Consider the following 14,740-nt stretch of genomic DNA (forward strand, 5'->3'; position numbering starts at 1 on the left):
CGTCCCCGTTTTTATTATTAGCATTCGAGCGGTTATCAATACTCCTCAATTCAGACCGCAATAGTAATCCATCCTTTACCCCGATCGTCATGATAACGGGCTGTCTGATTTGGCGATTTATGTCCGAGCAGCTTTTGAGTCTTGATTCCCTGAGCCTCGTAAAGCCGCTCAGTAAGTGAGCGTTGCTCATGGAAGGTAGCTGGCGTGCCGGATCCCCAGTCAATATCTGCCTTATCCCGAGCTTTGCTGAAATTCATGGTAATGGTGCGGGACTAATGGCATTCAAGCGAAGTGAAAGTGGAATAGCTATTTTGCTTCCAGTTTTTTCCTGAACAATATGCAGTTGTAGCTTCTTCCTCATTTGTTCCGAGGCTATGAGATTTCCCAGTAACGAGGTGTTTGTATCGCCAGTAAATTTTATTCACTTTGCGACTGTAGAATGGGTATTTTGTATTGCTGGTTAGCTTTTGCCTGAAGCCCGGGTGTATACCTTAAATCCTGACTGGCCTGGTGTGCTTTTAACCGCTCTCCGCCTTAAACGGCGGGCTTGTCGCGTACCTCGTCAACAAATGTTTAGATAAAAAGTCAACGGCATGTCTCATCATTCCCGACCTAAAAGGACGGGGGATTACGGCACTTTCGGATAAAAAGAAAAAAAGGGGCCGCGATAAACTGCCCCTAATGAATGATACTCAACTTTTTTATCATTATTTAAGGAAATCACGGGTAATAATTTCCGCAAATAATAATAAAAAGAGGGCTGAGCCTCAGCCCTGAATACCAGCAATAAAAATTCACCATACATCAGGATTAATCCTGAAAAACACTTTATGCCACGACACCCTGTATCGGGTGTGCAGATATTTATTTCATTGGCAGGATATAATTGTCTGTGACTTTAGTCACGCTTTGAATATTTTAAAACCTTAAGAAAATATAACCTGGAAAATGGTATTGACTGCTCCTCGCCCTAAAAGGCGAGGATTCCCACCTCCTTTAAGGAGTGCTAAATACGTTGTTTGCGTTGCTGGTTAACTTTTGCATGAAGCTGGAAATTTTATTCAGTGTTTCTGTATCAGTTATTCCATAATCCTGAGACAATCGGTCCAGGTTTTCGTATCCAGTCCACACCCGGCCACGAGCATCCTGCCAGACGGAAATACGTAAAGGAAGTTCAAGTGCAACGCCCTGTTTATCAAGCATGAGTTTTGTACCAACCGCAGGATTACCAAACACCAGTACTTTTGTTGGCCTTAACTTCATCCCGGCGGACCTGGCGTTTTCATCGTGATCAAACTGGGCAAATATTGGGATTTTTTTAGCTGTAAGCTGTTCTTTAAGTCTGCTTACCGTTTCATCCACGTTAAATTTACTTTCTTGAGTGATGACTTTGTCTGGATCTAATCCTGAGCCAAGGCCGGTTTTGTATGCTTCAGCAATATCTCGAGCCAGAGTAGTGAGGTCAATATTTTCTTTATTTGTTATTAAAGTGACACAAACCAGCTCATCACTGGCTGTGAAACGGCTTAAATAAGCACTAAAACCTCCGTTGCTTCCTTTGATTTCCATAAAACCGGGATGATGAGTAAACTCCCATCCGGCCATTGCTGGAACGACAGTGCCATTTTTCAATTTAGCTGGTTTATAAATAATGTCACGATGAGCAGGATCTTTAACCAGGACACTACCAGCAAGGGCTATATCCCATCGACTAATATCTTCTGCTGATGACCAGAGTCCAGCATAAGCATACATATTTTGGGACTCATCCATTTTTACTGGAACCTGTTTCCCGTTCACTATTTTATACCCGGTAGCTGGCTCTGTCGGATCAATATAAACTGATTGTGATTTAAATATTGAATGCTGATTTTTTTCCTTAGTTGGTGCGGGGCGATCTAAGTGAACTTTTTTCTGCATATCATCAAAGAACATTGTACTTTTTAAGTTCAATGGTTCGATCTGATATTTTTTGATGAAGTCTTCATAGGACATTCCACTCGATCGTTCAATGACTTTACCCAGTATGATAAAATCTGTTGCACTATCCTTGACTGCAGTACCGGGCTTGAAGTTAACGGGGAGCGATTTAACCAGGTCAAGCAACATATCGGGAGAGTACTTTTGAGAAGCTTTAAATCCATGACTCCGGAAGTCTGGAATACCTGAAGAGTGCTGCAGTAACTGAAGGATTGTAATATCCTGCCAGCTTGAGGGAAGGTCTTTAATGTATTTTGAAACGGCGTCATTTACATCCAGTTTTCCCATCTCAACTAGCTGAAAAATAGCCACAGCCGTAAAGCCTTGTGTGATTGGACCGACGTTCCATATAGTTTTGATTGAAGCCAGTTCATCGTTGGTTAATGTTGCCAACCCGTATCCAGCCGCTCTGGGGATATATGGAGCTTGTACTATAGCCATTGAAAGCCCGGGAAGGTCATTTTTATTCATAAAGTCCGATATCATTTGATCAATATACTTACCATGGGATTTCAAACTTGGGTCCCCTCGTTGTAATAAATAGAGTGTTGTATGGTTATTATCGGAGGCATAGGTCGGTAATGTTAACATGCTGCTTGATGTCATAATGCAAGCTGAAATGAGGGTCATTTTTAATGAGAGAGTCATATATGGTTCCTTTATAAAAGATTGAGCGTTAAAGTTATATCTCTTCTGAATAATAGAGTATGTTCTATAGTCTCGTTCGAATGTCATTTAGTATATCGCTAGTAACATTTTTTGTGATTATGTAATGATATGTTTCTGTGTTGTCTGATTGTACTTTCCTTGCTGAGTAAATGTGTGACAAATTTGCGAGCATTAATTGAATGCAATTATAAAAAAATATTTTTCGATATTTATTGTTTTATCCCAGGAGTTGAATTTCTTTTTTCTACCGTCAGTTTTATATTTTCCATCCTGGCCTGTTGTCTGAAAACGTCACATCGGTTTCACCAGATGGTGAGACCAGAAAGGGGATGGTAAGACGTGGGGAAGAATGAAACTGCGGAAATAGCAGCCAGATTTCGTGAAGCTAAAGGGACCAAAAGCCGCCTTTTGCAAATAGCATCTGAAAAAACACGCCGTTACAGGATGCAGTTGATCATGAAATTGCAACAGATAATAAGAAAGCGCAGCTCAACGAATGGAAAAATACAGAGTGTGGATAAACAGGGTAGACAGTTAAAAACTTGATTGGCCAGATATACCGATTATAGGGCAGATGCAACACAGATAGTTATTATAATTTATGACATAACTGTATGTCATTGGTCTTTTATTGCTAGTTTTGGACGTAAAATGAAAGTTTAGTACGTGTGCTTGCGTTAATATATTCTTATTATGCTGTAAACCAGGAGGTAGAATATGTTTAATATCCGCACTACGCAACCTTCTGTAAGTATGCAGGCTATTACTGGTACAGTGGCACCAGAGGCATCTCCAGAAAAAATTGTATGGGAAAAAATTCAGTTTTTTTTCCCGCAGGAAAATTACGAAGAGGCGCAACAGTGTCTCGCTGAAATTTTCCATCCGACCCGGGGAACAGTGTTGGATCATATCAACTGCTGGTTTAACCATTTAAAAGCACTTACCTTCCCGGCGTGGGAGGACAATATTCAGTGTAACCGGGAGGATATACATCAATTTTGTATTGTGGGTGCCGATAGCAAGGAAGTTTTGGTGGTCGGCATTGATTCCCAACATTGTACACTTGAATGGGAAGGCGGTACGGTAACATGTAGCGTTGACACTCAGCAGGTTGGAGATGTTGGCGCTATGCCGTTAGAAAACAGGGAATATGAGGCTATGTGGACAGTCTGGCAGCATGATGTCCCCCCCGGAAACGAAGAAGATCGTGAAACAGCGTTACAACGGCTAAGCGCTTTCAAAGAGAGTGGTGAAAGTCGTCTGGATTTGCATGGCCTGGCTCTAACCTCATTACCACCTCTCCCTGACTGGATTACGGAATTGGATGTTGGAGGTAATTCTCTTTCGGCGCTGCCAGATAATCTGCCTGCTACCCTGAAAAATCTGACTGCAGGTCTTAATGAATTAACTTCACTCCCGGATAGGCTTCCTGTCGGACTGGAAACACTGGACGTATCTTACAATGAACTTACTATCATGCCGGAAAGATTGCCTGACAGCTTGCGTGAGCTCATTTTTCATAAGAACCAACTTACGGAGCTGCCTGAAGAGTTGCCGCAGGGACTTGAGATACTGGGTGTTAGCAAAAACAAACTAACCCGGCTACCGGAGACGCTGCCTGAAAAGCTGCGCAAACTGTATGTTGATGAAAACAGGATTACAGATTTGCCAGAGACTCTTCCTCCTGAACTTAAGGAGCTGGATGTTAGGCAAAACCGTTTAACAGCGTTGCCGGAAATTTTGCCTGATGGCCTGAAAAGACTTGATGTCGCATTTAACCGCTTGACGCACTTGCCAGAAAGATTACCGTCAGGACTGAAAAAACTTAATGTCAGCGGAAACCTGTTAACTACTTTACCGGAAACATTACCGTCAGGACTGAAAAAACTTAATGCCAGCGTTAACCAGTTAACTGCTTTAGCGGAAGCGCTGCCATCGGGACTGGAGGAACTTGATGCCAGCATTAACCAGTTAACTGTTTTACCGGAAACACTACCGTCGGGACTGAAAAAACTTGATGCCAGCGTTAACCAGTTAACTGCTTTACCGGAAACACTACCGTCGGGACTTGAAGTGCTGAACGTTGAATATAACCAGTTGACCACCTTTCCGGAATGTATAGTCAGTGAGTTGCATGCAACTATACGTGCTGACGGTAATCACCTGTCAGAACGAGCTATACAACGTCTGCAGGAGTTAATGTCTGCAGATGACTATGAAGGCTCCCGGGTAATGTTCTCGATGGGACGTCCTTCAACGACCCGAACAATTCAGCCGCTTCATCAGGCCGTCAGGAACTGGTTGCCCCTCCACGAGGCAGAGAAGTGGAGGGCATTTGAAACAAATACCAATGCAGAAGTATTCAGTGCATTTCTTGACTACCTGCTTAAAACACAGAATGCTAAAAATCCGGACTTTATGGCTGAGGTGTCTGCATTATTGATGAGGCTAGGGGATGATGATGCTTTGAGGGAAAAAGCCTTTGCTATAACCGTTGAAGCAACGGAAAGATGTGAAGATCGCGTTACTTATACTTACCACAATATTCAGTGTGCATTACAGGTATACGATATTGAAAAAGGGGATTTCGACAGCAGGTTGTCGGAGTTGATACCCCTTGGACGAGAGGTTTTTCGCCTGCAGCAAATAGAACAAATCGCGCAGGAAAAAGTAAAAAGAATGCATTTGGTTGACCCCATTGAGGTTTTTTTGGGATATCAGAACTACCTGCGTGATGTGTTTGAGCTCAAAACTGTGACCAAAGAGATGCGATTTTTTAGGGTTTCCGGTATTACCCGGGCTGACCTGCAACAAGCGGAAGAGCGCATAAAAAAAGCAGAGTCCGCCAGTTTCAGACAGTGGTTCGCACGATGGGACCCGTGGCATAAAGTACTGGAGCGGATCGTACCGGAAGTTTGGAACGATATTAAGGAGCGAAGAGCGGATATTTTGGAGTCTGATGAGTATAATCAACGGCTCCGTGAGGTAGTGAAGAGCTTAAAAGAGAGTGGTGTTCAGGACGTTGAGCTTTCGGCCCAAATGGGGGTGTTTGAAGAAATGGATAATAGATTGCTGAAAAGCGTAACGGAGAAGGTGCTGGCAGAAAAAGGTCTTGAGCAGCTTCTTAATGCGCCATGGAAAGGAAAACCTGAGCAGTAAAGATGTTCCTGCAGGCTAAGGGAGCCTCAGAAAATTATACCTAATAAGACCAGCACCCTATTTCGATAGGTGCTGGTCAGCTTTGTCAGCAATGAGCTTATTGGGGCTCATCCCGGCTCAACAAATTTTTCCAAAGCAACAGGTGATTCAGTGATTGAAACAGGAATGATAACGATTTATTAACTCCCCGTTGGCACTGCAATAGTGAGCCAATAGTTACTCCCAAATACCTTTACCGGTGAACTTGTTACAGTCTGTCTAATTTAGCAGTACGTGCTTCCACCTTTACTGGAACTTACGGTCAGCAGGCAGATGGCGGTGGTAAATCATCCCGGGAAATGACCGTTTTATTATCGGACTAAGTATTCTGCGGCAGATAAAAATAGGTATGACTTATTATCAGCAATGAAAGTTTTGCTTATGTATATTATTGCTATTCACAAGTGAGTTTTGCTATTTATCTTAGCTGATAACGTTTTGTTGAAGTAAGCCATGTTAGACTGAATTTTAATGTGGTGAAATATAATAAATTTGTATTTTATCAAATATTTCAAATGTACAGGAGAGGGGTAGCATATGAATAAGATTGTTCCTGTTTGTACATTATTAAGCCTCGCTTGTTCTTTCTATGCCAGCGCTGAGTGGACGGGGGATAGTTCAAACGCCTATTACTCAGATGAAATTATCAGTGAGTTTCATGTTGGCCAGATAGATACTAGTCCTTATTTTTGCATAAAAGCGGTTAAAGCTAATGGCAGTGGTACACCGGTTGTTGCATGTTCGGTAGCAAAGCAGAGCATATGGGCGCCTTCCTTTAAAGAACTTCTTGACCAGGCAAGATATTTTTACAGTACAGGGCAAGCCGTAAGGATTCATGTTCAGCAAAATATCTGGACCAATCAAGACTTTATAAATACTTTCTCAACAAATGCCCTTGTGGGGCTCTCATCGTGTAGTGCAACACAATGCTTTGGCCCCCAGTGAGAGGGGAAAATAAATAATGAAAAAGTTAATGTTATTAACCTTAATAATCGTTAGTTTTAATAGCTATGCGATTAGTTTTGTGTATCGTGTGGATTCAACTCCGCCAAGTGTGATTTTCCGTGATGGCTTTTCACTACTTGGATATAATCGTGATCTACAGCAATTTATCAGTGGAAGGTCATGTGGCGGTGGAAGTAGTGATAGTCGCTATATTGCCACCACCTCAAATGTTAATCAGACTTATGCTATAGCCAAAGCGTACTTCTCCCGTTCAACATTCAATGGTCATCTGTACCGATATCTAATTCGCGCAGACAATAATTTCTATAGTTTGTCTCCATCTGTCGATTACCTGGAATCGCAAGGTGGTCACTTTAATGCTTATGAAAAAACGATGATGCGATTACAACAAAATGAGTATGTTTCGACATTATCCGTTTTACCCGAAAATATTCAAAAGGCCGTAGAGCTTGTTTATGATAGTACATCAGGTCAGGTAAAAGAGGGGACAAGCACAATGAATACCAATTATTTAAGTATAAGCAGTGAGTCTAATCCAGGAGTGATACCTTTTCTTCCGGAGCCACATACTACTACTCAGCAACGGATTAATGCATTCGGCCCACTATTAAGTTCATGCTTTTCGATATGTAGCGTGTGTCAGTCACATAGAGGACAAAAAACTGACGTGTATAAAATGTCATTTTATGACGCAAGGCCAGTAATAGAGCTTCTGCTTTCTAAATGAATGAGGTTGGTCTGTGCGGTACATTAAATTAAACAGGCTACTGTTAAGTAGTCTGTTTAATGTCGTTTGTCAGGTTTTGTTTCTGCTTAAAGATAAGGGTTATATAATGATTATAAGTATTCTTGTCAGATTAAGCGCGTTATCAATCATGGTATGCGGGTACGTAGTTCATTCCTGTCAGAAGGGGCAATCATGACTAAAGATGAAATTTTTGCATCTATACTGAGTAGAGAAGGCGGTTACGTTAATCATCCTGACGACAGAGGGGGACCAACACATTGGGGAATCACTCTGACGATGGCCCGCGCGAATGGCTATATGGGCGATATGCGAAATCTTACTCGCAACCAGGCATTAAACATCCTTGAGGCAGATTATTGGTATGGTCCACGGTTTGATCAGGTTGCCATTATTTCTCACTCTGTTGCAGCTGAGCTTTGTGATACTGGTGTTAATATGGGGCCATCTACTCCGATTAAGTATTTTCAGCGTTGGCTGAACGTATTTAATGATCAACAACGATTTTATCCGGATTTGATAGCAGATGGTCAGATCGGGCCACGAACGCTTTCGGCGCTAACATTTTTCCTCTCTCACCGGAAAGATGAGGGTGAAAGGATTCTTATCCAGGCGTTGAATTGTAGTCAGGGGCAACGCTATCTCGAACTGGCTGAACAGCGGCAGGCAAATGAATCATTTGTTTACGGATGGATGAAAGAACGAGTAAGATTGTAATTTCATTACTCAGAATCCTTGATGGTAGCGTGCGAGAATCGTTCAGCCAGTAAAATAGCTAAAACCGTTAAGATCATTGGCACTATTTTAGGGTGTGGAATTTTTTATACTTAAATAATATATTTATTTTATTCGTTTTTGAAATGATTATGCGTAAATTAATTATGCTGTATGACATGAGAGTGATAGTATTTCCAGCCAAATATTCTTACCGCTAAATACATTAATATTCGTTTCCATTTGGTCACGCCGAGAACCTTCATGCCATCCAGGAATATGAGATCGGCCTCTTTTCTGTCACGTAACGGATAGTGGTACAGATAATCATGAATAATTGCCGCTTTGGCGTATTCGCCGTCTGGCGGTAATAGTGACCAGAAAATACGCGGAATAGTGGCAAGATCGGTAACAAACCCTACCGGGACTTCAATGACATCATTTTTGTCTTCACTGAGATAAAATCTGAATGGTTCATAAACACGCCATCTATAATGACCTAACATTTCCATTATGGCTGGACTAGTAAAACAACTCATAATATTACCTTTTATTAATTCTGTACACTGTACCCAACATCAGGACTCATACTGTGAAAATCTATAGCCGAAAGTGACTGCTCTGTTGTTTTCTTTTTCTGCTAACAGATTTATTATCTGAGGTGTGTTAAAAATAATATTTTTTACTGTGCTCTCATTAGCAACTTTGGGCAAGGAATGCTACGGGATAATGATCAGAAGCAAGTTGTGGTGTCGTATCATTACGTAACGCTTGAAGCCGTTGTGAATAAGGTGCTCTATCGACAATGACGCCATAATCTAAAACTCCACCGCCAACTTGCGTAGGTTCTTCAGGCGCGAGTACGGTGACTTCACGATTAAGCCTTTCGGTGATAAGATCATTTTCAAGTCTGCCAGGCGCACGGTTGAAATCTCCGGCCAGAAACCAGGAGAAATGCCGTGTTGAAAACTGATTGAAATAGTCATAGGTCGCTCGGACAATAGCCGCAGCATCCGGGCCTCCGCTGGCCAATGCGTGTGTCGTCAGAAAAACATCATTACCCAGTCCGATACCAATGATGGGGCGAGATGCAACGGTTACCGGGCGCAGGACATAAACATTATCTGCTCTTTGCCGGGAAACTATTGCCAGATTAACACGACGCGCTCCAACATCAATACGCGAGTAATAGATATAGCGTATATCCTCACGACGGGAGGTTCCAAGGTTCCAGGTATATTCTTCAATGGGGATACCTACGCCAAAAGGCTGAATATGCCGCCCGGTTGGAACCGCTGACAAGGGGATAACGCCAGCTTCCTGAACCATAAGAATATCTGCACCATCACTACCACTTACCAGCCGCCTGATATTGACGTTCCATTTACTTTCAGTGGCAGCTGATGCGCCCTGAAGGTTCCAGGTCATGACTTTGTAATCGCTGATATTAGCGCGGGCAAAAGAAATATAGCTGCAGATGATCATGATGAGAAAGGAAAAAACAGTTTTTTTCATGATATCCACTCTCCTGTTAAGTAGATGTTTAATTACTTATTTATCTGTCAGATGTATGTATTCATAGCCTATTGGTGCGTTATGCAGATGTTAATGCGGCAATGCCTGGCGTGTTTCTTGTACAGGTAATAAGATACATAGCCTAATGTCAATAGAACTAAAATAGATGTCTATTCAGGAGCGCAATGATGATTTATCTGATACAATTAATTGATTATTATTAGAAATAAGGTTGATATGTGTAAATGAATGGTATAATGAACTTTAACTCTCATTTGCTTAACTAATCATGACTGTACTTCTTTGATTTATATAAATAAAAAGAAGATCTATTCATTGAATGTACTATAAGTAAAAAATCAACTACCCATCAACAGAGTTATTATTATCCCTGTGAGGAGGGAATATTTGTCTATTCTTACTCTGGAGGTCTTGCATCAGGTAAAAAAACAAAAGTAGAGTATTGCGCGGAGGAACTATGAGTAGAATTAAGTCTATATGGCTGCTATTATTTTTGGCCTTCTTTACTTCTCTTTTTTCCCTGTCAGCGCTGGCGATGACATGCATGGATCAAGGGCACTCGGCAGATGATTGCGCTCAGATATGTAGTGGTCTTGATCCATTTGGATTTATATGGTGTTTGTGAATATTACATGAGATGTAAAACAAGCCTGGAGTGTCAGTCCACTCCAGGCCCGGGGAAGGGCAGATACTCTTTCGGATTTTAAAAGAATCGAGTAGTTTTATACAGCTTCGGCCTCCGGGGATGGTGGCTCTTCTTTAATCTGCCCTGACCGCAGCTCTTTACCTGCCTCAAAATGCTGGTAATCCGCTCCGTAATCAAACCACAGTTCTTCCCCGGCGCTGATGTTGCGTGTGGTGAGGTAAAAGGTAATGTTCTTTCCGACAAGGACCGCGCTGACGTTCTGTCTTGCTTCTGCCTCCGCGGTCCGGCGGCCAAATACCGGGTTGTTAATCAGGCTGAGGAGATTTCCCTGCGGCCAGGCAGAAACGATTCGCTCCTGGCTTCGTGTGGCAAAGTAATAATTACTGGCTTCCCTGCCATATTCTTTTTCATATTCACACCGTACCGTTTCGCTTTCCAGCAGGCGGCCGGAGTAGGGCCCCAGTACGGTGAAGGCGGGAAGGTCAGTACGCGCGTAAACGGTGCGTCCCCGGTAGCCGTCGCTGTCATCAAGAGGAATCGACACGGTCATCATGTCATTCATGCGCGCATCATGGTTACCTTCATTTTGCAGGAACCACTGGATATCCTGATTAATCCTGACTTTTATTCGCCGGGGGAGTCGGTTAAAAAGGCTACCCCAGAGAGTGACCTGTAAGGCCTCCTTTCCGCCTTCTGCCTGCTCCATAACCGATACCGTCGGGTCACGCCAGTGCTGCAGAATCGGCAGGTTATTGTCTATCTGGTGCGTCCGCCAGGTCACGGCGTCTTCCTCTTTCTTGATTTGTTTTGCCTGCGGGGCAGAGATATCTTCTTCAGCCCAGGGAAGTGAGCGTTTATCTCCGATACTCTCCGAAGGCGTGCTCATTCTGACATCCTCTTTACCTGCGGCTGCCGATGCCTCTTGACTGGCACTCGTGACGGTTGCGGAGGGTGAGGGGCGAGTACGACCGGAAGGTATCTCGCTGTCTGTCAGCGTCAGATACTTTTTGGCGCTTCTGTAGGATATCCCCTGCGCTTGCGCCCATGTGGCCCACCCGCCTGACGTGCGGCGTTCCTCCGGTGACATGGAAAACCATGCCAGAAGTTGCGCCTCTGTGATGGGAGACCCTCTCTCTTTGAGAGGCTGCAGGCGTTCCATGCCAATGACAGTTAACCCTGTGTTTGTCAGATAGGTGGAGGCATTCAGGATAGATATTCCTTGTGCTTGCGCCCATGCTCTCCAGCCGCCAGCCTCACGCTTCGCCTCCTGCGACAGTTTTTGCCACGTCCGAATCTGCGTTTTGGTAATGGCGGAGCCCCTCTCTTCATGAGGCTGCAGTCGTTCCATGCCGAGGGGAGTTAGTCCGGCGTTCGTCAGATATTTTCTGGCACTGTTGATTGATATTCCCTGCGCTTGCGCCCATATCCTCCAGTCGCCGACCTCGCTGCGTGCTTCCGGTGACATGTTAAGCCATGCCTGGAGTTGTTCCTTCGTAATCCGGGAGATCCTCTTTTCAGGGGACTGTAGTCGTTCCATGCCGAAAGGAGTTAGTCCGGCGTTCGTCAGATATTTTCTGGCACTGCGGATTGATATTCCCTGCGTTTGCGCCCATGTCATCCAGTCGCCGACCTCACTGCGTGCTTCCGGTGACATGTTAAGCCATGCCTGGAGTTGTCCCTGCGTAATGTGAACGCCCCTCTCTTCAGTGGAGTGCAATCGTTCCATGCCACGTCGGGTCAGTCCGTTGTTTGTGAGATAAGAGTAGGCATTGCTGATGGATATCCCCTGCGACTTCGCCCACGGCATCCAGCCACCTGCCTCATGGCGTGCTGTCGGCGACATGTTAAACCATTCCAGAAGTTGCGTTTCTGTGATAAGGGTGCCTTTCTCTTCGGTTGACTGCAATCGTTCTGCGCCACGGGGCGTTAAGCCTGAATTTGTCAGATAGTTCTTAGCGCTCCAGAGAGAGATTCCTTGTGTCTGTGCCCACTTTGTCCAGCCGCCAGCCTCGCGTTTCATCTCCTGTGGCAGATCCCGCCACGCCTGAATCTGAGTATTGCTAATAGAGGCGTTTCTACCTTTTGCCGACTGCAGACGCGATATACCACGGGGAGTGAGCCCGCGGTGGGTCAGATAGACGCCTGCGCTAGTGAAGGATATCCCCTGCGCCTGTGCCCACGCTATCCAGCCGCCAGCCTCGCGTTTCTCCGCTGGCGACATATCCTGCCACGTCTGAATCTGCGTTTTGGTAATGACGGAGCCCCTCTCTTCGGGGGACTTCAAATGCGTCATGCCGCGGAAAGTTAACCCGCTATTTGTCAGATAGAGTCTGGCGTTGCTGATGGATATCCCCTGAGTCTGTGCCCATGCTATCCAGCCGCCCGCTTCGTTTTTCGCTTCTTGTGGCAGGTCCTGCCACGCCTGAATTTGTTTGTCCGTGATGGTGGAGCCTCGATCTTCGTCATGCCGCAATCGTTCTATACCGCGTGAGGTTAGTCCGCTGTCCGTCAGATATTTTCGGACGCTGCTGGCTGCTATCCCCTGTGTCCGCGCCCACGTTTTCGCGCCGCCTGTCTCGCGGCGAGCTTCCGGTGACATGTTAAACCACGCCAGAAGTTGCGTCACAGTAATGTAAGAACCCTTCTCTCCGGGGGATTGCAGTCGCTCCTTGCCGTAAGGGGTCAGTCCGGTATTGGTCAGATATTTTTTTGCACTACTGATTGCTATCCCCTGCGCTTGTGCCCATTTAACCCAGCCTCCAGTTTCGCGCTTCATCTCCTGCGGCAGATCCCGCCACGTCTGAATATGCGTACGGGTAATAGGGACTCCTTTTTCCTGCGGCGATTGCAGGCGCGTTATACCAAATGAGGTCAGTCCGCTATTCGTCAGATATTTTTGAGCACTTGTGATAGAGATCCCTTGCGCCTGTGTCCATTTAACCCAGCCGCCAACCTCGCGTTTCGCCTCCGGTGTCAGGTCATTCCATGCCTGAATCTGCTTGTTTGTGATGGGGAAACTTCTATTTTGGGGAAGATGCAGACGTTCTATGCCACGGAGAGTCAACCCTGCATTTGACAAATAGGCCCCGGCGCTACCCATGCTTATTCCCTGTGCCAGTACCCACGTTACCCAGCCGCCAGCCTCGCTGCGTTCTTCCGGCGACATGTTAAGCCACATCAGGAGTTGTGTCTCAGTGATGGGCGAGCCTTTGTTTTCAAGTGATTTTATCCGTGCTTCGCCGCGGACGGTAAGCCCGATGTTTGATAAAAGTGCTCCGGCGCTTCCGGTGGATATCCCTTGCGCCCGCGCCCATTTTTTCCAACCGCCCGCCTCACGTTTCGCCTCCTGCGGCAGGTCACGCCATGTCTGAAGCTGCTCATTGGTAATAGGGGTTCCTTTTGGACGTGTTCCTGTGCTCTCTGTTGCGGTTGTTTCCCGGCTGTCTTCACTGACTGAGGATAGCGAGCTGTCAGCCTTCTCTTCCTGAGGTTGTACCGACTGCCACTCTTGATCACTCAGAGATAGCGTGACAGACGGAAATACACTGCTGCTACCGGAGGCGATGGCGCAGATGGTTTCACCGGTACCGTGCATACGATCTGCTGTGAAGCTATCCTGTCGTCCCGGAAACGCTAACGTCTTTAGCCTTAAAAAGTGCTTCAGCCTGTCCAGCGCCGATACCCCTTCATCCGGCTGATAAAAAACGCGAAAGCACAACGCGACCTCATCCTGAACGTGAAGGGGAAAGTAATCCTTAATGCTGGACCACGCCCCGCTGAACTCTGGCATTTCAGGATCGCTGCCTGTGAGTGAGCGAAAAGGAATGATGGTTCCAATCCCTCGCATAGTGGCTCCTGCTGATGTTTAATGGGTTTAATGTAAACCGGAGGCTAACATCGCTGATTGCCGTTTTCTTTAATATTATGTCCATGGGAGATAGCCTGTCTTCGCCTGGATAGCATACCCACAACAGAACGTGTCGGGTTGTTATTGTCGTGACGTGTAATATATGCCCAGGCGCCAGAACACGCAGTTTGTATTATCTCCGGGGTGTGGTGGTTTTGGGTGAAATAGTATGATGATAATTTGCTTTTATTAGTTCTTTTTATCCAGAGTTCTGGGGTAGATTTGGTGGTTTATTGCAAATTCTATTTCGCTACCATTTTTGGTAGTGCCTGATATAGCTTCGAAAGTAAAAACTTACGAATGTAATAAAATATTTTTCATTCATAATATTTTATTGCCAACCCTTTTTATAGCTGGTACGTTTTTCAATGTCAGGACT

9 protein-coding genes and 2 pseudogenes are annotated in these 14,740 nt (G+C 45.0%); 5 read left to right on the forward strand and 6 right to left on the reverse strand.

What is annotated here, in order from left to right:
• Positions 1-50 precede the first annotated feature (50 nt).
• From SBG_RS23070 to SBG_RS05600, 3 genes and pseudogenes are all read right to left on the reverse strand, one after another.
• Positions 51-343 (reverse strand): annotated as a pseudogene (locus SBG_RS23070) (tyrosine-type recombinase/integrase); the annotation flags it as partial.
• 285 nt (positions 344-628) lie between these two features.
• Positions 629-805, reverse strand: a complete 177-nt coding sequence (locus SBG_RS22805) for a hypothetical protein (RefSeq protein ID WP_020843964.1) — start codon at positions 803-805, stop codon at positions 629-631.
• A 191-nt stretch (positions 806-996) separates the two neighbouring features.
• A complete protein-coding gene (locus SBG_RS05600) occupies positions 997-2,628 on the reverse strand; it encodes a serine hydrolase (RefSeq protein ID WP_000175908.1) in 1,632 nt (543 codons plus the stop codon).
• 272 nt (positions 2,629-2,900) lie between these two features.
• Here SBG_RS05600 and SBG_RS05605 point away from each other — a divergent pair.
• The 5 genes and pseudogenes from SBG_RS05605 to SBG_RS05625 form a co-directional block, all read left to right on the forward strand.
• Positions 2,901-3,187 (forward strand): annotated as a pseudogene (locus tag SBG_RS05605) (tail fiber assembly protein); the annotation flags it as partial.
• Positions 3,188-3,366: 179 nt separating this feature from the next.
• Positions 3,367-5,808, forward strand: coding sequence for an NEL-type E3 ubiquitin ligase domain-containing protein (locus SBG_RS05610; protein ID WP_000481983.1), 2,442 nt, complete (start codon positions 3,367-3,369; stop codon positions 5,806-5,808).
• 576 nt (positions 5,809-6,384) lie between these two features.
• Positions 6,385-6,792 (forward strand): subtilase cytotoxin subunit B, encoded by a 408-nt coding sequence (locus SBG_RS05615; protein WP_001033993.1) that lies wholly within the window; start codon positions 6,385-6,387, stop codon positions 6,790-6,792.
• 16 nt (positions 6,793-6,808) lie between these two features.
• Positions 6,809-7,540 carry a pertussis-like toxin subunit ArtA gene (artA, locus tag SBG_RS05620; protein WP_000735766.1) on the forward strand — a complete coding sequence of 244 codons (732 nt, stop codon included), beginning with the start codon at positions 6,809-6,811 and terminating at the stop codon, positions 7,538-7,540.
• A gap of 192 nt (positions 7,541-7,732) precedes the next feature.
• Entirely contained in the window at positions 7,733-8,275 is a 543-nt protein-coding gene (locus SBG_RS05625; RefSeq protein WP_000158846.1) for a glycoside hydrolase family 108 protein, read from the forward strand.
• A 158-nt stretch (positions 8,276-8,433) separates the two neighbouring features.
• Here the strand turns inward: SBG_RS05625 and SBG_RS05630 are convergent, their stop codons facing one another.
• From SBG_RS05630 to SBG_RS23075, 3 genes are all read right to left on the reverse strand, one after another.
• Positions 8,434-8,811, reverse strand: a complete 378-nt coding sequence (locus tag SBG_RS05630; RefSeq protein ID WP_001277617.1) for a DUF1353 domain-containing protein — start codon at positions 8,809-8,811, stop codon at positions 8,434-8,436.
• Between the two features lie 157 nt (positions 8,812-8,968).
• The gene (cdtB, locus tag SBG_RS05635) at positions 8,969-9,787 is read right to left on the reverse strand and encodes a cytolethal distending toxin subunit B family protein (protein WP_000754356.1); all 819 of its coding nucleotides are present in this window, start codon (positions 9,785-9,787) and stop codon (positions 8,969-8,971) included.
• A 743-nt stretch (positions 9,788-10,530) separates the two neighbouring features.
• Positions 10,531-14,301 (reverse strand): SET domain-containing protein-lysine N-methyltransferase, encoded by a 3,771-nt coding sequence (locus tag SBG_RS23075; RefSeq protein WP_001214051.1) that lies wholly within the window; start codon positions 14,299-14,301, stop codon positions 10,531-10,533.
• Between the last annotated feature and the right edge of the window lie 439 nt (positions 14,302-14,740).

This window comes from Salmonella bongori NCTC 12419 (genome assembly GCF_000252995.1).
Lineage (GTDB): Bacteria > Pseudomonadota > Gammaproteobacteria > Enterobacterales > Enterobacteriaceae > Salmonella > Salmonella bongori.

What these genes read in the sequence shown, in the direction of transcription:
- SBG_RS22805 (WP_020843964.1), bottom strand. Translation starts at nt 805, where the DNA reads ATGTATGGTGAATTTTTATTGCTGGTATTCAGGGCTGAGGCTCAGCCC.
- SBG_RS05600 (WP_000175908.1), bottom strand. Translation starts at nt 2,628, where the DNA reads ATGACTCTCTCATTAAAAATGACCCTCATTTCAGCTTGCATTATGACA.
- SBG_RS05610 (WP_000481983.1), top strand. Translation starts at nt 3,367, where the DNA reads ATGTTTAATATCCGCACTACGCAACCTTCTGTAAGTATGCAGGCTATT.
- SBG_RS05615 (WP_001033993.1), top strand. Translation starts at nt 6,385, where the DNA reads ATGAATAAGATTGTTCCTGTTTGTACATTATTAAGCCTCGCTTGTTCT.
- artA (WP_000735766.1), top strand. Translation starts at nt 6,809, where the DNA reads ATGAAAAAGTTAATGTTATTAACCTTAATAATCGTTAGTTTTAATAGC.
- SBG_RS05625 (WP_000158846.1), top strand. Translation starts at nt 7,733, where the DNA reads ATGACTAAAGATGAAATTTTTGCATCTATACTGAGTAGAGAAGGCGGT.
- SBG_RS05630 (WP_001277617.1), bottom strand. Translation starts at nt 8,811, where the DNA reads ATGAGTTGTTTTACTAGTCCAGCCATAATGGAAATGTTAGGTCATTAT.
- cdtB (WP_000754356.1), bottom strand. Translation starts at nt 9,787, where the DNA reads ATGAAAAAAACTGTTTTTTCCTTTCTCATCATGATCATCTGCAGCTAT.
- SBG_RS23075 (WP_001214051.1), bottom strand. Translation starts at nt 14,301, where the DNA reads ATGCGAGGGATTGGAACCATCATTCCTTTTCGCTCACTCACAGGCAGC.